Source organism: Pseudoxanthomonas sp. CCNWLW251 (assembly GCF_037402255.1).
GTDB lineage: Bacteria > Pseudomonadota > Gammaproteobacteria > Xanthomonadales > Xanthomonadaceae > Pseudoxanthomonas_A.
In genome coordinates this window covers 270,781-294,117 of sequence record NZ_JBBEGA010000003.1, presented here as the reverse complement: position 1 = coordinate 294,117, position 23,337 = coordinate 270,781, and the positions used below count along the sequence as shown (strand labels likewise).

Genomic DNA, 23,337 nt, shown 5'->3' with positions numbered 1-23,337 from the left:
CGCATGCTCTGGGCCTGTGTACTGCTGCCGCAGCTGGCGCTGGACGCCGTCCTCCGGCGTCTGCCTGATCCCGGTGCGCCGCTGGCGCTGGTCGGTGGCGCCGCGCAACTGCGCACCCTGCATGCCGTGAATGCGTCGGCCGCGCAGGCGGGCCTGCGGGCCGGCATGCGCCTGACCGCCGCGCACGCGCTGCTGCCGGACTTCGCGATGGTCGAACACGACCCGCCGGCCGAAGCGCGCTGGCAGCGTTTCCTCGCCGCCTGGGCATACCGCCACAGTTCGCTGGTCAGTGCGCAGTGGCCGGGTTGCCTGGTGCTGGAGGTGCGCGCCAGCTTTCGCCTGCTGGGGCCGTGGCCACGCATCGAGGCGCGGTTGCGCGAGGAACTGGGCCTGCTGGGCTTCCAGCATCGCCTCGCGTTGGCACCCACGCCGCGCGCGGCGCATGTGCTCGCCGGCCTGCGTGATGGCCTGGCGGTGATGCAGCCCGCGGCGATGGCCGAGATGCTGGACCGCGTGCCGGTGCGGCGCGCGCGCCTGCCGGACGAGGCCGGCGAGCGCCTGCACCGCATGGGCATCCGCGACCTGCGCACGCTGCGCGGCTTGCCGCGCGACAGCCTGCGCCGCCGCTTCGGCCTGCCGGTGCTGGAACACCTGGACCGCCTGTATGGCCAGACCGACGATCCGCTGGCGTACTACGCACCGCCGGACCACTTCGATGCGCGCATCGAACTCGGCTACGAGGTCGAGAGCCACATGGCGCTGCTGTTCCCGCTGCGCCGGCTGATCGGGGACCTGTGCACCTATCTGTCCATCCGCGATGGTGGCGTGCAGCGTTTCGTCCTGCGGCTGGAGCATGAGGAAGGCCACACCGATGTCGAGGTGGGCCTGCTGGCCGCCGAACGCGAACCGGCGATGCTGTTCGAGCTGACCCGCAATCGGCTGGAGCGCGTGCAGATCGCGCACCCGGTGGTGGGCGTGCGCCTGCTCGCGCGCGAGCTGCCGCCGTTCGTGCCGGCGGCGCGCGATCTGTTCGATACGCGACCGCAGCAGCAGTTGCCATGGCCGCAACTGCGCGAACGCCTGCGCGCGCGCCTGGGCGACGAGGCGGTGCATCGCGTGGCGCCTGCCGGCGACCCGCGCCCGGAGCGTGCATGGCGACGCATGCAGGGCGATGCCGGCCGCATCGAACAGGCGCCGGTACGTCCGCCACGGCCGACGTGGTTGCTGCCGCAGCCGGTGCCGCTGCGCGACCCGCATCCGCGCATCGTGTCCGGTCCGGAGCGGCTGGAAAGCGGCTGGTGGGACGGCGAGGACGCGCGCCGCGACTACTACGTGCTGGAAACCTCGCAGGGCCAGCGTGCCTGGGCCTTCGCACCACCGGGCGAGCAGGGCGGGTGGATGCTGCACGGGTGGTTCGCGTGAGCCGCGACGAAGAGCGCGGCGATTACCCGGGCGCGCATGTGCCGCGCGCCTGGGAGACCGCGCATCGGCTGCGGGCGCATGCGGCCGCCAATGACGACGCGCGGGTCGACGACGGCCTGCCGGCTTACGCCGAACTGCACTGCCTGTCGGATTTCTCCTTCCTGCGCGGCGCATCCAGCGCGGAAGACCTGTTCGTCCGCGCGAAGCACTGTGGCTACGAGGCCCTGGCGATCACCGACGAGTGCTCGCTGGCCGGCATCGTGCGCGGACTGGAGGCATCGCGCGCCACCGGGCTGAAGCTGATCGTCGGCAGCGAATTCACCCTGGCGTGTGGACTGAAGTGCGCGCTGCTGGTGGAAACCCTGCACGGATACACGCGCCTGTGCGAACTGATCACCACCGCACGCCGTGCCGCACCCAAGGGCACGTACCGGCTGACGCGTCAGGATGTGGAACGGGTATTGGGGAACGAGGAACCGGAGGTCGGCGGCCTGTTCGCGCTGTGGTTGCCGTGCCGCACGCCGGACGATGCGCAAGGGCGCTGGCTGCAGCAGGTGCTGGGTACGCGCGTGCACCTGGCGGTGGAACTGCACCGTGAGCAGGACGACGCGGCGCGCCTGCAGCAGTTGCTGGATCTGGCCGGACGGATGTCGATGACGACCATCGCCAGCGGCGACGTGCACATGGATGTGCGTCGACAACGGGTGCTGCAGGACACGATGACGGCGATCCGCCATACCTTGCCGCTGGCGGAGTGCGGAGAACATCTGTTCCGCAACGGCGAGCGCCATCTGCGCACGCGACGGGCACTGGGCAACATCTATCCCGCGGCATTGCTGGAAAACGCCGTCGCCCTGGCGCAGCGCTGCACGTTCTCGATGGAGGAGGTGAAGTACCGCTATCCGGCCGAACTGGTGCCGGCCGGTCATACGCCGGCCAGCTGGCTGCGCGCGCTGACCGAGCAGGGCATGCGGGAGCGCTGGAAGGACGGCGTCCCGCCGGCCATCGTTGTGCAGATCGACGAGGAACTCGCCCTCATCGCCAAGCTCAACTACGAGGCATTCTTCCTGACGGTCGAAGACATCGTCCGCTTCGCCAAGTCGCGGGACATCCTCTGCCAGGGGCGAGGCTCCTCGGCCAACTCGGCCGTCTGCTTCGCGCTGGGTATCACCGTGGTGGATCCCGCCGAAAGCCGGCTGCTGATGGCGCGCTTCCTGTCCGAGGAGCGCGGTGAGCCGCCGGACATCGACGTCGACTTCGAGCACGCGCGGCGCGAGGAAGTGCTGCAGTACGTCTACGGCAAATACGGCCGCCGCCGCGCGGCGTTGGCCGCGACCGTCATCCGCTACCGCGGCAAGAGCGCCGTGCGCGATGTCGCCAAGGCGTTCGGCCTGCCACCGGACCAGATCGCATTGCTGGCCGAGTGCTTCGGCTGGGGCAATGGCGAGACGCCGATGGAACAGCGCCTGCGCGAAGCCGGCTTCGATCCGGAGAATCCGCTGATCCACCGCGTGCTGGCGGTGACGGCGCAATTGCGCGGCCATCCGCGCCACCTCTCTCAGCATGTCGGTGGCTTCGTCATCAACGATGGGCCGCTGTCCGAGGTGGTGCCGGTGGAAAACGCCGCGATGGATGACCGCACCATCATCCAGTGGGACAAGGATGACCTGGAGACGATGAAGCTGCTGAAGGTCGACTGCCTGGCACTGGGCATGCTGACCTGCATCAAGAAGGCCGTGGACCTGGTGACGAAGCACCGCGGCTACACGATCGACCTGGCCGGACTGCCGCCGGGAGACAAGCGGACCTACGCGATGATCCAGGCCGCCGACACCATCGGCGTGTTCCAGATCGAATCGCGCGCACAGATGAGCATGCTGCCGCGGCTGAAACCGAAGAATTTCTATGACCTGGTGATCGAAGTGGCCATCGTCCGTCCCGGCCCCATCCAGGGCGGCATGGTGCATCCATACCTACGGCGCCGGCAGAAGAAAGAAGCGGTGACCTATCCGTCCGAGGGTATCGAAGCCATCCTGGGCAATACGCTGGGTATCCCGTTGTTCCAGGAACAAGTGATGGAACTGGTGATCCATGCCGGCTATACGCCTTCGGAAGCCGATGGCCTGCGCCGTTCGATGGCGGCGTGGGGCAGGGGCGGCGACATGACGCCACATCGCGACAAGATCCGCCGCCTGATGGAGAAGAAGGACTATTCGGCTGAGTTCATCGACCAGATCTTCGAGCAGATCAAGGGTTTCGGTTCCTACGGTTTCCCGCAGAGCCACGCCGCCTCATTCGCCAAGCTGGTGTACATCAGCTGCTGGCTGAAGCGGCATGAGCCGGCGGCATTCGTGTGCGCGCTGCTCAATGCGCAGCCGATGGGTTTCTATTCGCCCAGCCAGATCGTGCAGGACGCGCGGCGGGGCCATTCGGCGGGGCGGCCGCGTATTGAAGTCCGTGCCGTGGATGTGGCCTGCAGTGACTGGGACAACACATTGGAAGGCGGCCGGATGCGAAGCGATGCCGTGCGGGGAGGGCAAGCCGCGGTGCGTCTCGGTTTTCGCCAGGTCAGCGGGTTATCGGAAACGGTGGGCAAGGCGATCATGTCCGCTCGCGCACAGCGACCTTTTACCGACGTACGCGACCTGTGCCTGCGCGCCAGTCTCGACGAGAAGGCACGCAGTGCGCTGGCAGAAGCGGGCGCACTGCAGTCGCTTGCCGGCCATCGCCACGCTGCACGTTGGGCGGCGGCCGGCATCGAGCGCCAGCGCCCGCTGTTGCCGGGAAGTCCCGACGAGGACGACATCGTGCTCCCCGCGCCGAGCCAGGTGGAAGACGTGCTGTCGGATTACCGCGTCACCGGACTGACGCTGGGCGTGCATCCGCTGGCGTTGCTGCGGGAGCGCCTGCGCCAGCAGCGCGTGGTCGATTCGCGCCAGCTGCAGGACCTGCCGCACGGGCGTGGTGTGCATGTGGCCGGCATCGTCACCCAGCGCCAGCGGCCCGGTACGGCCAGCGGCGTCATCTTCGTCACCCTGGAAGACGAGCATGGCGTGGTCAATGTCGTGGTCTGGGCACGCATCGCCGAACGCCGGCGCAAGGCCCTGCTGGGTGCGCGCCTGCTGGGTGTGCGTGGTCGCTGGGAACATGTCGATGGCGTGCGCCATCTGATCGCCCACGACCTTCATGACTTCAGTCATCTGCTGGGCGAATTGCAGACCTCTTCGCGCGATTTCCACTGAGGCCGCCATGCACGCTCTGTCCACGTTGACCAACGATCTGTTCGCACCCAGCGTAGTGCCGCTGGTGGACGACGCCGAGGGCGGCATCCGCTACTGGCCCGGGGTGATCGATCCCGTCACGGCAGGACGCTGGTTCGACATCCTCCTCGCCCAGGCTGCGTGGACGCACCTCCAGCGCCCGATGTACGACCGCATCGTCGACGTGCCGCGGCTGCTGGCGAACTATCCCGTGGACGCGCTGCCGGACGACCTGCCACTGGCGGCGCTGCTGGCCTGCGTACAGGCGAAGGCGCCGGCACCGTACTCGCGCATCGGCATGAACCTCTACCGCAACGGCGACGACAGCGTCGCCATGCATGGCGACAAACTGCACACCGTGGCGGCCGGTCATCCGATCACCCTGGTCTCGCTGGGCGCGCCGCGACGCATGCTGATCCGTGCCCGTGCGGGCAGGCGCGAGACGCTGGCGGTCGACCTCGCGCCTGGCAGCGTGCTGTCGATGAGCCATGCCTCGCAGAGCACGCACGAACACGGCATTCCAAAGACGCGACGTGCGCAGGGGCCGCGGATCAGCGTGGTGTTCCGGGTGCGACCGACGAGTTCCCCTCTCCCTGCGCAGCGGGGAGAGGGTGCCGAAGGCGGGTGAGGGGCAAACGGAAAAGTGAAGGTGGAGCGCCCGATGGCTTACAGCGCTCGACCCCTCATCCGCCCTCCGGGCACCTTCTCCCCGCAGGCGGGGAGAAGGGGATATACAAAAAAATCGCCGCGAGGGCGTCGCGGCGGGAGGCCGACGAGTTCCCCTCTCCCTGCGCAGCGGGGAGAGGGTGCCGAAGGCGGGTGAGGGGCGAACGGAGAAGTGAAGGTGGAGCGCCCGATGGCTTACAGCGCTCGACCCCTCATCCTCCCTCCGGGCACCTTCTCCCCGCAGGCGGGGAGAAGGGGATATACAAAAAAATCGCCGCGAGGGATCGCGGCGGGAGGGTCAAGGACTGCTTGAAAAGGGTTCGTGCGCCGCCGTCAGCCCATCAGCTTGAACAACGACAGCGATTGCATCTGCATGAAGACCGTCTGCGCGGCCTGCAGGGCGGTGTTTTCCATCTGGTAGCGGCCGATGGCTTCGGCCCAGTCCAGGTCGCGCAGGGTGGACAGCGTGCCCTGCAAGGTGACGTTGTTCGCCTCGCGCAGCGCAGCGGCGTCGTCGATGGCCGACAGCTGCGCACCGCCGCTGGCGCGCGCGTCGATCATCCTGCTCTGCGCAGTGGCGATATCGCGCATGGCTGCCTGCAGGCTGTTCTGCATGACGGCACGCTGGGTGTCGGTGGTGGGGCTGGTCTCCAGCGTGTCGATCAGGCCCTGCACGGTGGCGAAGATGTCGCGCGAGCCGGCCGGCCCCAGCGTGAAACTGTCGCCATTGGCGGGCTGGCCGTCGATCTTCATCTGCACACCGGCAAAGGCGATGCTCTCGCCCTTGGCGTACGCACCCGTGGCGACCACGGCGCCGCCGCCATCGACCACCTGGTAGGTATTGCCCGCGCCGAAGCTGAGCGTGTAGGTGTCACCGTCCCAGGCCGTGGAATCGGTCACGCTGAAGCCCATCAGCAAGCCGGTGCCGGTGTTGCCGGCGGCCGGCTGACCGTCGATGCGGCCGTCGCCGGTGCGCAGGCGCAGGAACACCTCGCTGCCGGGCAGGGTGTCGGCGACGAACATGTCCGGCGCCACTTCCACCTGCCGCTGGGTCTGGTCGCCGCTGTAGATCACGTTGCCGCCGGCGATGGCGAACGGCGCGCTGCCGTCGCTGGTGCCGCCGAACAGGTAGCGGCCGGCGCCGTCGGTGCTGTTGGCCAGATCCAGCAGACCGGCGTAGATCGATTTCAGCTCAGTGCTGATCGCCTGGCGACTGTCGTCGCCCATGGCCGCATTGTTGGCCTGGATGACGAGCTCGTTGACGCGCGCCATCGCATCGCCAACCTGGGTCAGCGCGTTCTCCTGCAGGCCCAGGCGGTTCTGCACGGCGCTGGCGTTCATGCCGAAGCGTTCGAGTTCGGCCACCGCACGGTCCAGCCCCACGGCGGTGCCGGCGGCGACCGGATCGTCCTTGGCGGTGACCAGGCGCTGTCCGCTGGAGAGCTGTTGCTGTGTATGCGCCAGCTTCGCCTGCTTGGCCAGCATCGTGTTGATCGACTGCTGGTACATCATCCCGGTGGAGATACGGTAGTTCATCGGCGTGTGGCTCCCAGCAGCGCCTGGAACAGGGTGTCGGCGGTGGCGATGATCTGCGACGCGGCCTGGTACGCCTGCTGCAGGCGCATCAGGTCGGCGGCTTCTTCGTCCAGGTTGACGCCGGAAACCGCATCGCGTGCGGCCTGCGCCTGGTCATGGATGACCTGCTGCGCCTGCGCGGAATAGTCCGCCTGGCGCGCCGCCGAGCCGACCTGCGTGGTCAGCCCGCCAATGGCGCCATTGAGCGTCAGCGTGCCGCCGTTGAGCGCGCGTGCATCGTCCAGGTTCGACAGCAGCTTGGCGTTGCCGTTGTCGCTGGAGTTGGCGCCGGTGGGGCCGACACTGAAGGTGTCACCTGCCGCAGGCGCGCCATCCAGCACCAGGCTCCAGCCGTTCGATGCGATCGTCTGCCCCGGCGTGTAGGGGAACGGGCCAGTGCCATTGATGGTGTATTGCGTGGCGTCGATGAACTCGATGTCCACCGGCGCCAGCAGGCCTGCGTTGGCCGCGTCGGTCACCTTCAGTCCGCTCAGCTTGCCGCTGCCGGTGTTGGCCATGTCGGTCGTGGCCTTGACCGGCGTGGCGGCGGCGATGCGGCCGGGATCGGTGATCGCGACCCCCAGGTTGCCGGCGGCGCCGGCCGTGGGCTGCAGCAGGAAACGGTCGTTGGTGGCCGGCGCGCCGGAGGCCAGCACCACTTCGATGCCGTTCACCACCAGCGGATCGGCGGCGGTGCCGGTGCCGGTGGTGGCGATGGCCGCGCCGGTTTCCGGATGCGTCGCCACCCACGCGCCGCCATCGAAGCGCAACAACACGTTCTGCGCATTCAGCGCCGATACGCTGCCGACCGATGTCTGCAGCACCGCGTTGCCGGCATTGCCCGCATGCGACGAAATGCGGGGTGCGGGCAGGCTGAAGAAATCGCCTCCGATCTGCCCGTACTGGTCCATGCCCGCGCGATGTCCTTCATTGAAGGTCTGCGCCAACGAGGTGGCCACGCGCCCCAGTTCGGCCACGGCCGGGTCAAGCACGGTGGTACGGAATTCGATCAGGCCGCCGATCTGGCCACCGAGGGCGCGCTTGTCCAGGGTGATGCGCTGGCCGTTGGTTTCCAGCGCCACCTGCAGGCGCTCGGGACGATACGCATCGGGCACGGTGACCAGCGTGCTGGCGCTCGCACCGACCACCAGCGGTTGACCACCGGCGCTGAACACGTTGACCAGTCCACCGTCCTGCGTCACCGCATTGCCGCCGGTGAAGGCGACCAGTTCGCTGATGAGCTGGTCGCGACGGTCGAGCAGGTCGCCGGAGGGATTCGTATTGCCGCCGATCTGGCCGTTGAGCTGGGCGATCTCCTTCGCCAGGCGGTTCACTTCGCCCGTGGCGGCGGTCAGGCCCGCATTGACTTCGGTATCCAGGCCGTCGAGATGCTGGTCGATCTGGCGGAAGCGGGTGACCAGCGCATTCGCCTGCGCCAGCACGCTTTCGCGGTCGGCGGAGCCGGCGGCGTTGGAGGACAGCGCGCTGACAGAATCGAAGAAGCTGGACCACGGCGCACTGATGCCGGTCGCTTTCTCGGAGAATAGCTGGTCGAGCCGGGTGGAGAGGACCGACAACTGCTGCAGGCGCGAGAGTTCGCCGCCACTGTCGAGCAGGCGCGAGGTGGCCAGCGAGTCGGCCATGCGGCGCACGTCGACGATCTGCACGCCGTTGCCCTGGTAGCCCTGGCCGAAGAAGGTGCCGTCGCGCGCTTCGAATTCGGCACGCTGGCGCGAGTAGCCCGGCGTGTTGATGTTGGCGACGTTGTGGCTGACCGTGGACAGGGCGCGCTGGAAAGCGAGGAGGGCGCTGCTGCCGGTGGCGAGAAGGTTGGACATGCGTGCTCCCTGGATCAGCGCCGCAGCGCGTTGCCGATGGCGTTGCCGACGAACCCGCCGACCTTGCCGCCGACGGTGTCGCCGATGCTCGACAACACCTTGCCGAGCGTCGGGCCGTTGGCGATCGAGGCAATCTTGTTGGCGTAAGTCGGATCGGTCGCGTAGCCGGCGCGCTGCAGGCCGCGGGCGAAGCCGGCGATGTCCTTGCCGGCGGCGAGTGCCTGCTGGTAGCGCGGGTTGTTCTTCAGCAGGCGAACGTAGTCGGCGAAGCTTTCGGCAGGTGAGGCGTAGGCGCGGAAGTCGGCGGTCTCGCTGTGCTTCACGCCGTTGCTGTACTCATGTGTGGCGGTTCGCGCGCGCTCGCCCTTCCAGCCGGTGGCCTTGATGCCGAACAGGTTGTGCGCGCTGTCGCCGTCGCCCGTGCGGATCTGGCGCTTGCCCCAACCCGTTTCCAGCGCGGCCTGTGCCACGAGTGCGCGCGGGTCGACGCCCAGTTCCTTCGCCGCCTGCTTGGCGTGGTCCCAGATCTCGGCGACAAAGCGCTCCGGTGTATTGCGCGCGTACTTCGATGGATCCGCCGACGCGACCTGTTCCACCTCGTCGCAGGCGGCGTCCGGACGTACGGTGATGGTGTCCAGCGTGATCGTGGCCGGCATGCCGGCATCGTGGCGCGCGGCGGTGCTGCCGATGCCGCGGCCGGCGATGGCGTCGAGCATGGAATCGGCTTCGTTGCCAGGCAGCAGGCGCTTGTACGCGGACAGCGCCGTGGTGGCGGGAACGGCCGGCGTGCTGCTGTCGGTTGCCCCCAACTGGCGCGCAATCATCGGCGCCAGGCCCAGGCCTCGACCTTCGCTCATCGCCTTGGCGATCTGCTGGTCGTACATGTCGCGGAAGACCTGGTTCTCGCCGGGGAACAGCGAATCGCCGAAACCCGCTTCGCGCATGCACTTGATCATCATCTGTGCGAACTGGCCCTCCAGCTTGCGCGCGACCTCGTGGATGCGGGCGTTGTCAGGCTTGCCGCCGGCATCGGCCAACGACAGTGAGGGGTTCAGCGTTCCGATGGGCATGCTGGCCATATCAGATCACCTCGAGCTCCGCGCGCAATGCGCCTGCCTGCTTCAGGGCTTCCAGGATCGCGATCAGGTCGCCGGGTGCGGCGCCCACTTCGTTGACCGCGCGGACGATCTCGTCCAGCGAGGTGCCGCCCTCGAACTTGAACATGCGGTTGCCTTCCTGGCTGACCGAGACGCTGGACTGCGGCGTCACCACGGTCTGGCCGCCACGCGAGAATTCGTTCGGCTGGCTGACGTTCGCCGATTCGGTGATCGTCACCGTCAGCGAGCCATGGGTGACCGCCGCCGGCATCACCTGCACCTGCGCGCCGATCACGACGGTGCCGGTGCGCGCGTTGACGATGACCTTCGCCGGCGCACTGCCTGGCGTGAGTTCCAGGTTCTCCACCTGGGCCAGGAAGTTCACCCGGCGCGAGATGTCGGCCGGTGCGCGTACGGCGACGGTGACCGCATCCAGCGCGTACGCGTTGCCGGCGCCGAAGTTCTGCTCCAGCGCCGCGACCATGCGCGAGACGGTGGTGAAGTCGGCGCGATGCAGGTTCAGCGTGATGGTGCCGTCGCCGCTGTCCAGCGCATTGGGAATCGCACGTTCGACGGTGGCGCCGTTCGGAATGCGGCCCACGCTGGGGACGTTGACCGACACGCGCGACCCGTCCTTGCCCTGCGCGCCGAAGCCGCCCACCACCAGGTTGCCCTGGGCGATGGCGTAGACCTCGCCGTCGGCGCCGCGCAGCGGGGCCATCAACAGGCTGCCGCCGCGCAGCGAGGTGGCGTTGCCGATTGACGACACGGTGATGTCGATCGGTTGGCCGGGCTTGGCGAAAGCGGGCAGGTCGGCATGGATCGCCACTGCAGCCACGTTCTTCAACTGCGGATTGACGTTGGCCGGGATGTTGACGCCCAGCTCGCCCAACATGTTCTTCAAGCTCTGCACGGTGAAGGGCGCCTGGCTGGTGCGGTCGCCGCTGCCGTCCAGGCCGACCACCAGGCCATAGCCGACCAACGGGTTGCTGCGCACGCCACCGACCTGCGCCAGGTCCTTGATGCGCTCGGCACGCGCGGCCGGCGCCAGGCAGATCAGCACCAGGCCGATCCAGGCCAGCAGGCCCAGCAGCGTGTAGGTGTCGATGCGGCGCGGTTTCTTCGTGCTCGTCGGTGCAGCGTGCTTGGTTTCGTTGGCGTCCATCACGGTGCTCAGTTCGGGAAGATCGGGGAGTTGAAGAACCGGCCCAGCCAGCCCATCGAATTCGACTGCGCGATGGCGCCGCGGCCGCCGAAGGCGATGCGGGCATCGGCGACCTTGCTGGAGGCGATGGTGTTGTCGGTGCCGATGTCGGCCGGGCGCACGATGCCCTGGATCTGCACCAGTTCGTCGCCCTGGTTCAGGCGCATGTTCTTCTGGCCCTGCACGACCAGGTTGCCGTTGGGCAGGCGCTGGATCACGGTGACGGTCACGCTGCCCTGCAGGCGGTTGCTCTGCGCGCTGTTGCCGGCGCCGCTGAAACCGCGCTCGCCGTTGACCGAGGCGCTGAGGATGTCGCGTCCGTTCCAGGTGACCGGGGCACCGGCGATGTTGGGCGCGGCCATGCTGATCTCGCTGCTCTTGTCGACCGAGGTGGTGGCCGAGGTCTGCGCGGCGGTGTTCTCCACCAGGTTGATCGTCAGCAGGTCGCCCACGTCGCGTGCGCGGCGGTCGGCGTAGAGGTTCAGGCCGGGGCCGGCGCGATAGATGGAGCCCGCGGTGGCCGGTGCCTGCGCGGCGACGACGGGCTGGATGGGCTGCATCGGCGCGTACGGGCGCACGTCGCCGTAGTAGCGTGCACAGCCTGGCAGCAGCATCAACGCGCAGGCGAGGGTGGTGGCGGACGTGGAGCGCTTCATGGCGATTCCCGGTATGCGTGGATCAGACGTTGTTGTTGAGGTAGCCCAACATCGAGTCGGTGGTGGAGATGGCCTTGGCGTTCATTTCGTAGGCGCGCTGGGTTTCGATCATGCTGACCAGCTCTTCCACCACGTTGACGTTGGAGCCTTCCAGTGAGCCCTGCACCAGGCTGCCCAGGCCGTTGAGGCCGGGGGTGCCGTTCTGCGCAGGACCGGACGCGGTGGTCTCGACGTAAAGGTTCTCGCCCTTGGCCTGCAGGCCGGACGGATTGACGAAATCGGTGAGCGTCAGCGAGCCGATTTCCAGTGCCTGCGCCTGGCCAGCCATGGTCACGCTGACCGTGCCGTCATTGCCGATGGTCATCGACTGCGCACCCTCGGGCACCTGGATGCCGGGTTGCACGGGATAGCCGCTGTTGGTGACCAGTTCGCCCTGTGCGTTGATCTGGAACGAGCCGTCGCGCGTGTAGGCCGGCGAGCCGTCGGGCAGCAGGACTTCGAAGAAGCCGCGGCCGTTGACCATCACGTCCAGCGAGCGGCCGGTCTGCTGCGGGTTGCCCTGTTGGAAGTCCTTGGAGGTCGACACGACGCGCACGCCGGTGCCCAGTTGCAGGCCGGACGGCAGCTGAGTCTGCGAAGAGGTGGAGCCGCCAGGCTGGCGCACCTGCTGGTACAGCAGGTCTTCGAAGCTGGCGCGGTCGCGCTTGAAGCCGGTGGTGTTGGTGTTGGCCAGGTTGTTGGAGACCACGGACATGCGCGTCTGTTGCGCATCCAGTCCGGTCTTGGCGACCCAGAGGGCCTGGTTCATGGCGTGGTTCCTCGCTGGTGGAAGGGGTGGAGCCGCGTGGTGCGGTTCCTCGCCTCCTCTCAAGCAAGTCCTGTGCCGGAATGGGTGTCGTGGTTCTGGCGCTTGGATTCGGGTCGAACTGGGACCGGGGTCATGGCCTTGGACCAGGCACCGGCATTTTTCTGGCGGCAGGGCTTGTTCAAGCCCCTCTCCCTGCGGGAGAGGGGTTGGGGAGAGGGCTAACGAAGTCCATCGCCTGTGTGGGCCTTGGGCGTGTCCAAAGGGCGCGCCTTTGTTTCAGGTTTCTGGGCCTGGCGGGATGGTTTTTTGGCGTGCAGGCATGGTGCTGCTCGCCGCAGAGGCCTTCATTCTTTGCTTGTGCAAAGAAAGAAGCAAAGAAACACACCCCAGGCGGCACGCCCTCCGCGCTGCGCGCTCCGGGTTCGCGAGTGGGCCGGGAATTTTCGTAAGGCACATCCCTGTGCCATACGAAAACGCCGCCCTCCATGGCGGCGCCCTGCGGGTTTTACCCGACCCACTCGCCGTGCCTCATGGGGGCCCGAAGGCAACAGCCACAGCAAAGCACTTTCTACGGATATGTCCGGCCCAGCTTCGGGGCCCCTTAGGTCCGGCAGTCACGGCGAGTCAAACCCCGTAGGGGCGGCGCACAGGGATGTGCGTCGTTTCCGGATGACACAGGATGTGTCTTCCGGAAATTCCCGCCGGGACTGCGAACCCGCCGCGAAGCGGCGGGCGGGCCGCCGGGGTGTGCTTTCTTTGCCTACTTTCTTTGCACAAGCAAAGAAAGTAGGGCCCCCGCGGCGAGCGGCACCATGCGTGACCTCAAGCAGACTCGCACCGAAAGATGCATGCAAAAGATTCGTCGCGCGTGAGTGCTTTCGGTGAATCGTAGATGTTGTCGGGCCGCCGGTTTATCGGGGCTGGGTGACTTCGTTGGCCCTCACCCCAGCCCCTCTCTCCCACAGGGACTTCCTTCGGTCGCCGTGGGGAGAGGGGGCTTCCAGCGCAGAGAGAGGGACGGAACGAAGCGTCAACCACCCAATCGCAGCAGCTGGTTCGACGACTGCGCCATCTCGTCGCCGCTGCGGATCACCTTCACCTGCATCTCGAACTGCCGCTGCAACTGGATCATCTGCACCAGCGCACCGGCTGCATCCACGTTGCTGCCCTCCAGTACGCCCGTGGTGAGACTGTTGCCATTGGCGACCGGCAATGCCGGTGCCTGCGGATCGGCGGGCCGCATCAGGCCATCGCCACCCCGCGCCAACTGCTGCGGCGTCGCCTGGACCACGCGCATGCGCCCGACAACAGCCATCGTCTGCGGGCCTTCGCCCTGCGGAACGATGGATACCGTGCCATCGGCGCCGATGTCGATGGATTGCGCGGGTGGTACCGCAATCGGATTGCCGTTGTCGTCCAGCACCGCCCGACCGCCGGCCGTGACCAACTGGCCGTTCGGGGTGACGCTGAGCTCGCCATTGCGCGTATAGGCCGTGCCGCCGTCCGCCGCTTGCACGGCGAGCCAGCGGTTCGGCTGCAGCGACACGTCGAGGGAGCGACCGGTGACCATCTGCGAACCGGTCCGCGAATCGAAGCCGGGATCGATCAGCATCGCGTCCACGCGTGAAGGAAAGCCCTGTCCCTGGATCTTGAACGCCTCGGTGCCGGCCAGCGCCGCCTTGAAGCCCTTGGTGTCCACGTTGGCCAGGTTGTGCGACACCGTGCCCTGCGCCTGCAGCGAAGCGCGGGCACCGGTCATTGCGACATAGAGTGCCTTGTCCATGCGTCAGCCTCCGTCGGCCGTGCCGTCATCAACGGATGTTGATGACCGTCTGGGTGATCTGGTCCTGCGTGGACAGCATCTGCGAGTTCGCCTGGAAGTTGCGCTGCGCCACGATCATGTTCACCAGCTGCTCCGTCAGGTCCACGGTCGAGGCTTCCAGCGCGCCGGAGGCCACCTGGCCGAAGTCCGACGTGCCCGGCGCACCGATGCGCGGCTCACCGGAGGCGAAGCTGTGCGTCCAGGTGTTGTTGCCCTGCGATACCAGCCCCTGCGGGTTGGTGAAGTTGGCCAGCCCCACCTGCCCGATGGCGCGGTCCACGCCGTTGGAGTAGCGCGCATACACCACGCCCTCCGGCGAGACGCTGAACTCGTTGAGCTTGCCGGTGGCATAACCGTCCTGGTTCTGGATGCGCTTGGCGAACTGTTCGCCGTACTGGGTGGTGCCGTTGATGTTCAGCGTCATGTTCAGCACGCCCGCGCCGGTGCTGGGCGTGAACGGCGACAGCGTCACCAGGCCATTGGCCGGCGCGGTCAGCGTGCCGTTGTTGTCGAACTGCACGTTGGTCGGCGCACCCATCGAGGTGCCGTCCACGTACACGTGCATCTGCCACTGGTTCGGGGTCGGCGTCTTCACGTAGTAGACGGCCTGCTGGTGCGCCACGCCGAGCGAGTCGTAGACGGTGACCGAGGTGGTCTCGTTGTAGCTGGCGCTGTCGGTGGGCGAGAACGGGGCGATCGTCGGCTGCGCGGCATTGCCGGGCAGGGTGACGCCGAGGTCGACGTTGGTGGTGGGCGCGGGTGCGCTGTCGGTGGTCAGCAACTGCAGGTCGACCAGGTTGCCGGTGTCGAAGCCGACGCCATCGGCGCGCGGCGGGAACACCTGCAGGCGGTAGCCGTCCGGCGTGGTGACGTAGCCGTTCGGATCGCGCTGGAAGTTGCCGGCGCGGGTATACACGTTCGTCCCGTTGTTGCTGACGGTGAAGAAGCCTTCGCGGTCCACGGCCAGGTCTAGGTAGCGTCCGGTCTGGTTGATGTCGCCCTGCGAGAACTGCTGGGCGACGTTGGTCACGCGCACGCCCGCGCCGATGCCGTTCTGCAGCAGGCCGTAGCCGGTGGTGGAGAACACTTCGGCGAACTCCGCGCGGGACTCCTTGAAGCCGGTGGTGTTGACGTTGGCGATGTTGTGCGAGGTGACGTTGAGGTCGGCGTTGGCCGCCCTCATGCCGGACAGCGAGCTGTTGAAAGCCATGGATGACTCCTTGCTGGATGCGGTGGGAGTGAGGGGGTCAGGACGCCGACTTGCCGATGCGCAGCACGTAGTCGAGCGGGGCGGTGCCCAGGCCGGGCAGGTTGAGGTACAGGCCGTCGGAGCCGATGGTCACGCTGTCCACGGTGGCGTCGACGTAGGTGTTGAGTGCCGTGCCGGTGCCATCGGTGGCGGTGTGCGTGGCCTTGATGGAGTACGCACCGGCGGCGGCGCGCTCGCCGTTGGCCTTGATGCCGTCCCAGGTGAAGGCGGTTTCGCCCTTGCCGGTGGACTCGACGTCGAGGGTGTCGACCACGACGCCACTGGCGTCGGTGATTTCGAACGTGACCTTGCCTGCGCCGGGCGACATCACCAGGCCGCTGGCATTGCCGGTGGCCGGCAACGCGACCGAGTCGGAGGGCACCACGACGGCGTGCCCCACCAATGCGGCGCCCTTCAGCACCTGGTCGCCGGTCAGCGCCGAGGTGAAGCCGCCGACGGTGGTGTTCAGTTCGCTGATGCCCTGCACGGTGGAGAACTGCGCCAGCTGGGCGACGAACTCGCTGTTGGACAGCGGCTTGAGCGGATCCTGGTGGCTCAACTGCTCGGTCATCAGGCGCATGAAGTCGGCCTGGCCCAGCGTGTCGGCCTTCTTGGTCGTGGCAGCGCCCGACGTGGCGTTGTTGATGGCGGCGAACGGATCGCCATTGATGGTGGTCATGTGCGTGGTCGCTCGGTGGCAGGGCGTCAGCGGCCCATGGTCAGGGTGGCCAGGGCGAGTTCCTTGGCGGTGTTCAGTACTTCCACGCCGGCCTGGTAGCCGCGTGATGCCGAGATCAGGTTGACCATCTGCGCGACCGGATCGACATCGGGCGCATAGACGTAACCATCGCCATCGGCCATCGGGTGGCCGGGCTCGTAGCGCTTGATCGGCGGTGCTTCGCTCCGGGTGATCTCCTTCACCTGCACCGATGTCAGCGAGCCGTCCGCATTCAGCGGGCGCGCCTGGAAGATCGGCTCGATGGGCTTGTAGACCGCCTCGGGCGAGGATGCGATGGAATCCGCGTTGGAGAGATTGCTGGCGATGGTGTTCAGGCGCACCGATTGCGCCTGCAGCGCGGAACCGGCGACGTCGAAGATGGGCAGGTTGCTCATGGCGCGTCCCCTTACTGGCCGGTGATCGCGGTGAGCATGGTGCGCACCTTGGATTCGATGAAGCTGAGCGAGGCGCGGTATTCCAGCGCCGCGCGGCCGTAGGCGGCGCGTTCGGTATCGGCGTCGACGGTGTTGCCGTCCAGGCTGGGCTGCACGCCGGCGCGTTCGAAGATGCGCGGGGTGGCATCGAGCAGGGTCAGGTGCTGCTCGCTGGTGGTCAGCAAAGGGGAGGCCTTGGCCGCCGCGCTCTCCAGCGCAGCCTGGAAGTTCAGGTCCTTCGCCTTGTAGTTCGGCGTGTCCGCGTTGGACAGGTTGCTGGCGATCAACTGCATGCGCTGCTCGCGCAGGGGCAGGGCCGCTCCGTGGACACCCAGGTAGTTGGAGATGGGATTGGACATGGCACCGCTCCGGCAGACCGTTGCCGGGGATGCTGCAAGGCGTGTGCCAGAACGGGGCAGGTCGGCATCCGGGCAGGCAGTGATTCCCGGTGCCGTCATCCCAGCGAACGCCGGGATCCATCTTGATCCCGCCCTTTGCCTCTTACCTCTTCCGTGGGAAAAGCAAATGGGTCCCAGCGTTCGCTGGGACGACGATCAGGCCGCCATCTGCGCCGCAACCACCTGGTTCAGGCGGAACAGCACGTGCTCGGCCAGTTCGTGCGGGCTGTACTTCGCCACGAAGGCATTCGCGCCCACGCGTTCCACCATGGCGTTGTTGAACACGCCCGACAGCGAGGTGTGCAGCAGCACGTACAGACCGGCCAGGCCCGGGTGGCGACGGATTTCCGTCGTCAGGGTGTAGCCGTCCATGGCCGGCATCTCGATGTCCGAGATGACCATGGCGTAGCGCTCGGCCGGATTCTCGCCGGCGGCGTGCACCTGCAAGAGGTGGTCCAGCGCCTGGCGGCCGTCGGACAGCAGGGTGGTGGTCACGCCCAGTTGCTCCAGCACGCTGCGGATCTGCGAGCGCGCCACGCGCGAGTCGTCCACCACCAGCACCTGCAGCGGCGGTGCGTCCGCGGGCAGGGCCATCTCGGGCGCCAGCGTGGCGTCCATGCGCGACTGGCAGATGTCGGCCAGCACGCTTTCCACGTCGATCACCTGGATGAGTTCGCCCTGGAAGCGCGTCACGGCGGTCAGGTAGCTGTTCTCGGCGCCGAGTTCCGGAGGCGGGTGGATGTCTTCCACCGCGATGTTGACGATGCGTTCGACGCCGCTGACCAGGAATCCCTGCACGGAGCGGTTGAATTCGGTGACCACCAGGTAATTGGGGGTGTTCTCCGGATTCGGGTCGCGTTCGGGGTGGCGGATGCTCAGGCCCAGGTCCAGCACCGGCACCGAGCGGCCGCGCACGTCGGCCACGCCGACGAATTCGTTGGGCAATCCGGGCAACTGGAACAGATCGGGCCGGCGCAGGACTTCCTGCACCTTGAAGACGTTGACGCCAAAAAGCTGACGCCCGCCCAGGCGGAACAGCAGCAGGGCGAGGCGGTTGTGGCCGGCCAGGCGGGTGCGCTGGTCGATGCGGTTGAGCAGATCCTGGGTCATGCACAGCATATCGGCCTCTTTGAGGGGCGCTTGAGCGTCGTTGCTTGTTCCTTCTTCCCGCTTGCGCAGGGAGAGGGGAGTGTCGCCAGAGAGTCCGGCTCTGGCACGCCCCTTGCAGCCTCCCGGCCGATGAACCTCCGGATCCCGCCCATGCTGCGCCTGACCCTCGCCCTGATCGGCGGCCTGACCGCATGCACCGTGCTGGCGGCCGACTTCCACAGCGTGGACAGCATCAAGGCCGCCGCCCTGGGCGCCCTGCCTGCCGGCAGCGAGGCCGAGGCCACACTGGACTCCGCCTTGCGCCTGCCACGCTGCGACGCATCGCTGGTGGCACGCGTCCAGGGTAGCCACAGCGTGGAAGTCAGCTGCCCGGATGGCTGGCGCCTGTTCGTGCCGGTGCGGGTACGACGCAGCCAGACCGTGCTGGTGCTGAGCCGCGGCATCGCACCGGGCGAAACGATCACCGCCGACGCGTTCATTCCCGAAACCCGCGACGCGTCGCGCATCGTCGGCGCCGCCGTCGCTGATCCATCCCAGGCCCTGGGCCGCGTGGCACGGCGCATGCTGTCGGCAGGCACGGTACTGTCGGCCACCGATCTGGTCGCCCAGCGCCTGGTCCGCCGCGGCGACAACGTGGCGCTGGTGTCCCGTCGCGGCGGGGTGGAAGTGCGCGTGGCCGGCAAGGCGCTGGCGGATGCCGGCGAGAATGAGCGGGTCACCGTGGAGAACCTGTCCTCGCGCCGGGTGGTGCAGGGCGTCGTGGGCCCGGGCGGCGACGTCTGGGTCAACCGATGAAGAAATGTGGAACATGGCCCTCAAGTTGTTCCGGGGGCGGCCGATACCGAACGCGGGTGGAAGGAAACCGGGCAGCATCGGGTCCTTCCTCGGAAATGCGGCATCCGTCACTAAAGTCGGATCAGTCGCGGCCGATAACTCCCTTGAACCCTGTTACAGGTGAACCGACATGAGCCAGAAAATCGAAGGCACTCCCCCCGCCGCCGTACGCACCACCGGTCCCGTCAGCGGGCGTGTTGCCAACGCGGGTGCCGACCGTTCCAGGCCGGTGGAAGCCAGCGCCGGTGGTGACAGCCTGCGCCTGACCGGCGAGGCCGCCAGCCTCCAGGCCATGCAGCGCGAGCTGTCCACTGCGCCTGCCATCGACAATGCCCGTGTGCAGGCCGTGCGCGAAGCGCTGCAGGCCGGCACGTACAAGGTCAATCCCGAGGCCATTGCCGACGGGATGCTGCGACTGGACGACCAGCTGGGCGGTTGATCGCGATGACACCGGCCCCCCTCCAGCGACTGTCCGCGGCCCTGGGAGAGGAGCGTCGCGCCATCCTCGAGCATGATGTCGAGGCACTGGTGCGCGCCACGCAGGAGAAGCTGGAGGCATTGCGCGCGCTGGAGGCGGCCGCTGCCGGCTTCGGCTTTCCCGATGAACTGCAGGGGCGGCTCGCCGAACTTGCCGAGATGAACCACGCGAACGGCATCCTGCTGGCCCGGCGCCGCCGCGAAGTGAACTGGGCACTGCGCCACCTGGGCCGCACCGAGAGCAGCGGCGCGTACGACGCGCAGGGCCAGACCGCGACCCTTTCCGCCACCCGTCCGCTTGCGGTTGCCTGAGCCCGGTGCCGGATCCGCAAACTGCGACGCCGCAACTTGCCGCTCCGGCGGCCGCGCCGGATACTGGCGCCCCATCGCCGCCGCCCGATGCGTCCTTGGCCACCGCCCCTCCCTCGAACCCACCGTCCAGAGCCTGCACTGCGGATGACGTCCCGACCTTCGCCGATCTGAAGGCGCTGGCCGAACTGATGGACGACGGTTACCTGTTGTGCCGTGGCGACGCCCGTCCGTTGCACGCCAACGCAGCGGCGCGCGCACTGGTGCAGGATGCCCCCGATGTGCTCGGCGCCCTGTCGCGGCTGCTGCCGCCCGACGCCATTCCCACCGCGCGCCAGTCCGGCCGCTGGAACGGCGACCTGGCCCTCGACGACGGCCTGGTGCTGCAGGTACGCGCGTACTTCCATGACAACCCGGGCGGCGGCCATTGCCTGATCGTCTTCCACGACGTCAGCGAAGCGCACGCGCGCCAGCAGGAACTCCAGCGCCGGCACGCGCAGCTGCGGCAGACGCTGGTGCGCCTGGCCGGCACGCAGGAACAGCTGGTGCAGTCGGAGAAGATGGCCTCCATCGGCCAGCTTGCCGCCGGCGTTGCGCACGAGATCAACAACCCGATCGGCTACGTGCACTCCAACCTCGGCTCGCTGCAGGAGTACCTGCACAGCCTGTTCTCGCTGATCGAAGTCTACGAGCGCGCGCTGCGCCTGCCGGACCCGAAGGCGATGCTGCCCGAGATCGAGGACCTGCGCGCGCGCTACGACATCGACTTCATCACCGGCGACCTGCCGCAGCTGATGTCCGAGTCGCGCGAGGGCATCGAACGGGTCACCGCGATCGTGCGCAACCTGAAGGATTTCTCCTACTCGGGCCGCGACGACAGCTGGAAGTCCGCCGACCTGCATGCCGGCCTCGATTCCACCATCAACATCATCTGGAACGAGCTGAAGTACAAGGTCACCCTGGAAAAGCACTACGGCAAGCTGCCCCTGGTGCAGTGCCGGCCGTCGGAATTGAACCAGGTGTTCATGAACATCCTGCTCAACGCCAGCCACGCCATCGACGAACGCGGCACGATCACCGTCGCCACGGGCGTGGAGGGCGACGAAGTCTGGATCGAGATCCAGGACAGCGGCCATGGGATTCCCGACGACATCCTGCAGCGCATCTTCGACCCGTTCTTCACCACCAAGCCGGTGGGCAGCGGCACGGGCCTGGGCTTGTCGATCTCCTACGGCATCGTGAAGAAGCACAACGGCCGCATCGAAGTGCGCAACGAGCCCGGCTCCGGCGCCTGCTTCCGCATCATGCTGCCGATCCGGCAGCCGGCCGTCGACGCGGCGTGATGTCACTCCCTTCTCCCCGCCAGGCGGGGAGAAGGTGCCCGGAGGGCGGATGAGGGGCGAGCGCAGGAGTACGCCTCGCGGCATACACTGCGATTGTTGCGATGGCGCCAAGTGTCCCGGCTCTGGGTCTTCGTTCGCCCCTCACCCGCCTTCGGCACCCTCTCCCCGCTTCGCAGGGAGAGGGGAGTCGTTTCAGGACTCGAAGAACGCCAGCTTCTTCGCGCGCGGCATCCGCTTGAGCTGTGCTTCCGCGCGCGACGCTGCGCTGCGATCCGGATAGTCGCGGCTCGCCAGCACGCGCACCGGCGGATTCGCGCGCGTGTACTTGGCGCCCGTACCCGCCACATGCGCGGCGTAGCGGGCGTCCAGCCGGTTGGTGATGCCGGCGTAGTACGCGCCGTTGCGGCACTCCAGCAGGTACACGCACCAGCCGTCCTGCGTTCCGGTAGGGGTCTCAGGCATGCGCGCGATGGTGCGGCTGGTGCTCGTAGGTGGTGAACGCCTGGCGGATGTGTTCGCGCAGGTCGTCGTCGTTCCACGGTTTGGTCAGGAAGCGGTAGATCTCGCCGCGGTTGATCGCTTCGGTCACCGTGGCCAGGTCGGTGTACCCCGACAGCACCAGGCGTATCGTGTCCGGATACAGCATGCGCACGCGGCCCAGGAACTCGGTGCCGCTCATGTCCGACATGCGCTGGTCGGACAGGATCACCTGCACGTCGTTGGTCGCCAGCAGTTCGAATGCGTCGGTGACGTTGCTGGCAGCCAGGATGCGGTAGCCGTCGCGGCGGAACAGGCGCACCAATGAACGCAGGATGTTCTCTTCGTCGTCCAGCAGCAGCAGGGTGCGATCGGGCTTGGTGGCGGCGAAGGCATCGGCGCGCAGGTAGCGGCGGCGCAACACCGCGCCGGCATCTTCGGCCGACATCGGCTCGCCGAACAGGTGCCCCTGGAACATGTCGCACTGGTTCCTGCGCAGGAATCCCAGCTGCACGTCGGTCTCCACGCCGTGCGCGATCACCTTCATGCCCAGCTGGTGGCCCATCGCGATGATGGCGCAGGTGATGGCCACCTCGCGGTTGCCGGACGGCACGCCCTTCACGAAGTTGCGGTCGATCTTGATCTTGTCCACCGAGAAGCGGACCAGCGAGTCCAGGTTGGAATCGCCCATGCCGAAATCGTCCAGCGTCAGCCGCACGCCTTCGTGGTGCAGTTGCGCCAGCGTGCGGTGGACCAGGTTCATGTCCTTGGCCAGCGCGTTCTGGCGGACTTCCAGCACCACCATCTGCGGCGGGATGCCGGCCTCCTGCATGGCCTCCAGCACTTCGGACACGAAGCTGGGGCGCAGCAGCTGCAGCGTCGACACGTTCACCGCGATCTCGAAATCGTCGAAGCCCCAGTCGCGCCAGACGCGCGCCTGCTTGAAGGCATTGCGCAACACCCAGTCGCCGATCTGCACGATGACGCCCAGCTTCTCGGCCACGTGCATGAAACGTTCCGGCACCAGCAGGCCAAGCGCGGGCGAGTACCAGCGCAGCAGCGTTTCCATGCCCACCACGCGGCCGTCGTGGGCGTTGATCTGCGGCTGGTAGAACAGGCGCAGCTCGTTGTGCTGGATGGCGTTGACGATCTGGCGGGCGATGATGCTGTCGCTGCGCGCGGTGATCGCGGCGCCGCGCCGGTACAGGCGCACCAGGTTCATGCCCTCGTGCTTGGCCTGTTCCATCGCGCTTTCGGCGCACTGCAGCAGGCCGGACGCAGTGTCCGCATGCTCCGGGCACAGCGCGATGCCCAGCGTGCCGGTCAGGAACAGCGTGTACGGCAGCACCGTCATCGGCAGTTCGATCTGCTCGCGCAAGGCATCGCCGAAGCGTTCCGGCGGCAGCGTGCCCGGCAGGCGCGGCACCGCCACGATGAATTCGTCGCTGCCATGGCGCCAGGCGCGTGCTTCCGGGCCGAGTGACCGCTGCAGCCGGTCGCTGAGGATCGCCAGCGCTTCATCGCCGACTTCCACGCCCATGTTCTCGTTGATCGAGCGGAAGTGGTCGATGTCCAGGTACAGCAGCATCAACGGCGTGCCGTCCGCATTCGCGGTGTCGACCATCCGCTGCAGGTCGGGT

The 23,337-nt window shown here is 67.5% G+C and carries 21 protein-coding genes; 7 read left to right on the top strand and 14 right to left on the bottom strand.

Annotated elements, in window-relative coordinates:
* Nucleotides 1-3: 3 nt before the first annotated feature.
* From WBN46_RS14390 to WBN46_RS14380, 3 genes are read left to right on the top strand one after another with little or no spacing between them, the layout of a single operon-like run.
* A complete protein-coding gene (locus WBN46_RS14390; protein WP_337732143.1) occupies nt 4-1,422 on the top strand; it encodes a DNA polymerase Y family protein in 1,419 nt (472 codons plus the stop codon).
* Nucleotides 1,419-4,664: an error-prone DNA polymerase gene (locus WBN46_RS14385; RefSeq protein ID WP_337732142.1), complete on the top strand. Its 3,246-nt coding sequence runs from the start codon at nt 1,419-1,421 to the stop codon at nt 4,662-4,664. The genes WBN46_RS14390 and WBN46_RS14385 overlap by 4 nt, the downstream gene beginning before the upstream one ends.
* A gap of 7 nt (nt 4,665-4,671) precedes the next feature.
* A complete protein-coding gene (locus WBN46_RS14380; protein ID WP_337732141.1) occupies nt 4,672-5,310 on the top strand; it encodes an alpha-ketoglutarate-dependent dioxygenase AlkB in 639 nt (212 codons plus the stop codon).
* 371 nt (nt 5,311-5,681) lie between these two features.
* On the opposite strand, the gene flgL is transcribed toward WBN46_RS14380, so the two are convergent.
* From flgL to WBN46_RS14320, 12 genes are all read right to left on the bottom strand, one after another.
* The gene (flgL, locus tag WBN46_RS14375) at nt 5,682-6,884 is read right to left on the bottom strand and encodes a flagellar hook-associated protein FlgL (RefSeq protein WP_192202700.1); all 1,203 of its coding nucleotides are present in this window, start codon (nt 6,882-6,884) and stop codon (nt 5,682-5,684) included.
* Nucleotides 6,881-8,761 carry a flagellar hook-associated protein FlgK gene (flgK, locus tag WBN46_RS14370; protein ID WP_337732140.1) on the bottom strand — a complete coding sequence of 627 codons (1,881 nt, stop codon included), beginning with the start codon at nt 8,759-8,761 and terminating at the stop codon, nt 6,881-6,883. The genes flgL and flgK overlap by 4 nt, the downstream gene beginning before the upstream one ends.
* A gap of 14 nt (nt 8,762-8,775) precedes the next feature.
* Nucleotides 8,776-9,840 carry a flagellar assembly peptidoglycan hydrolase FlgJ gene (gene flgJ / locus WBN46_RS14365; protein ID WP_337732139.1) on the bottom strand — a complete coding sequence of 355 codons (1,065 nt, stop codon included), beginning with the start codon at nt 9,838-9,840 and terminating at the stop codon, nt 8,776-8,778.
* 1 nt (nt 9,841) lies between these two features.
* Nucleotides 9,842-11,023: a flagellar basal body P-ring protein FlgI gene (locus WBN46_RS14360; protein WP_337732138.1), complete on the bottom strand. Its 1,182-nt coding sequence runs from the start codon at nt 11,021-11,023 to the stop codon at nt 9,842-9,844.
* 8 nt (nt 11,024-11,031) lie between these two features.
* Nucleotides 11,032-11,718 carry a flagellar basal body L-ring protein FlgH gene (flgH, locus tag WBN46_RS14355; RefSeq protein WP_337732137.1) on the bottom strand — a complete coding sequence of 229 codons (687 nt, stop codon included), beginning with the start codon at nt 11,716-11,718 and terminating at the stop codon, nt 11,032-11,034.
* 22 nt (nt 11,719-11,740) lie between these two features.
* Complete coding sequence (flgG, locus tag WBN46_RS14350; protein WP_185896369.1) at nt 11,741-12,526, bottom strand: flagellar basal-body rod protein FlgG; 786 nt, start codon at nt 12,524-12,526, stop codon at nt 11,741-11,743.
* Between the two features lie 1,030 nt (nt 12,527-13,556).
* Nucleotides 13,557-14,309: a flagellar basal body rod protein FlgF gene (locus tag WBN46_RS14345; protein WP_337732136.1), complete on the bottom strand. Its 753-nt coding sequence runs from the start codon at nt 14,307-14,309 to the stop codon at nt 13,557-13,559.
* Between the two features lie 28 nt (nt 14,310-14,337).
* Nucleotides 14,338-15,558, bottom strand: a complete 1,221-nt coding sequence (gene flgE / locus WBN46_RS14340) for a flagellar hook protein FlgE (RefSeq protein WP_337732135.1) — start codon at nt 15,556-15,558, stop codon at nt 14,338-14,340.
* A gap of 37 nt (nt 15,559-15,595) precedes the next feature.
* Entirely contained in the window at nt 15,596-16,276 is a 681-nt protein-coding gene (locus WBN46_RS14335; protein ID WP_192202694.1) for a flagellar hook capping FlgD N-terminal domain-containing protein, read from the bottom strand.
* Between the two features lie 26 nt (nt 16,277-16,302).
* Nucleotides 16,303-16,710 (bottom strand): flagellar basal body rod protein FlgC, encoded by a 408-nt coding sequence (gene flgC / locus WBN46_RS14330; protein WP_337732134.1) that lies wholly within the window; start codon nt 16,708-16,710, stop codon nt 16,303-16,305.
* A gap of 11 nt (nt 16,711-16,721) precedes the next feature.
* Nucleotides 16,722-17,108: a flagellar basal body rod protein FlgB gene (gene flgB, locus WBN46_RS14325; protein WP_142124951.1), complete on the bottom strand. Its 387-nt coding sequence runs from the start codon at nt 17,106-17,108 to the stop codon at nt 16,722-16,724.
* A 195-nt stretch (nt 17,109-17,303) separates the two neighbouring features.
* Entirely contained in the window at nt 17,304-18,257 is a 954-nt protein-coding gene (locus WBN46_RS14320; protein WP_337732133.1) for a chemotaxis protein, read from the bottom strand.
* A gap of 150 nt (nt 18,258-18,407) precedes the next feature.
* Between WBN46_RS14320 and flgA the strand changes: the two genes are divergently transcribed.
* The 4 genes from flgA to WBN46_RS14300 all read left to right on the top strand — a co-directional run bounded on the left by flgA (nt 18,408) and on the right by WBN46_RS14300 (nt 21,220).
* Complete coding sequence (flgA, locus tag WBN46_RS14315; protein WP_337732132.1) at nt 18,408-19,052, top strand: flagellar basal body P-ring formation chaperone FlgA; 645 nt, start codon at nt 18,408-18,410, stop codon at nt 19,050-19,052.
* A gap of 169 nt (nt 19,053-19,221) precedes the next feature.
* Nucleotides 19,222-19,530 (top strand): flagellar biosynthesis anti-sigma factor FlgM, encoded by a 309-nt coding sequence (gene flgM, locus WBN46_RS14310; protein ID WP_192202690.1) that lies wholly within the window; start codon nt 19,222-19,224, stop codon nt 19,528-19,530.
* A gap of 5 nt (nt 19,531-19,535) precedes the next feature.
* Complete coding sequence (locus tag WBN46_RS14305; RefSeq protein WP_192202689.1) at nt 19,536-19,880, top strand: flagellar protein FlgN; 345 nt, start codon at nt 19,536-19,538, stop codon at nt 19,878-19,880.
* A 188-nt stretch (nt 19,881-20,068) separates the two neighbouring features.
* The gene (locus WBN46_RS14300) at nt 20,069-21,220 is read left to right on the top strand and encodes an ATP-binding protein (RefSeq protein ID WP_337732226.1); all 1,152 of its coding nucleotides are present in this window, start codon (nt 20,069-20,071) and stop codon (nt 21,218-21,220) included.
* A gap of 192 nt (nt 21,221-21,412) precedes the next feature.
* Here WBN46_RS14300 and WBN46_RS14295 read toward each other — a convergent pair whose 3' ends face one another.
* Nucleotides 21,413-21,682 (bottom strand): GIY-YIG nuclease family protein, encoded by a 270-nt coding sequence (locus WBN46_RS14295; RefSeq protein WP_337732131.1) that lies wholly within the window; start codon nt 21,680-21,682, stop codon nt 21,413-21,415.
* Nucleotides 21,675-23,321, bottom strand: coding sequence for an EAL domain-containing protein (locus WBN46_RS14290; RefSeq protein ID WP_225591151.1), 1,647 nt, complete (start codon nt 23,319-23,321; stop codon nt 21,675-21,677). The genes WBN46_RS14295 and WBN46_RS14290 overlap by 8 nt, the downstream gene beginning before the upstream one ends.
* Nucleotides 23,322-23,337: the final 16 nt, after the last annotated feature.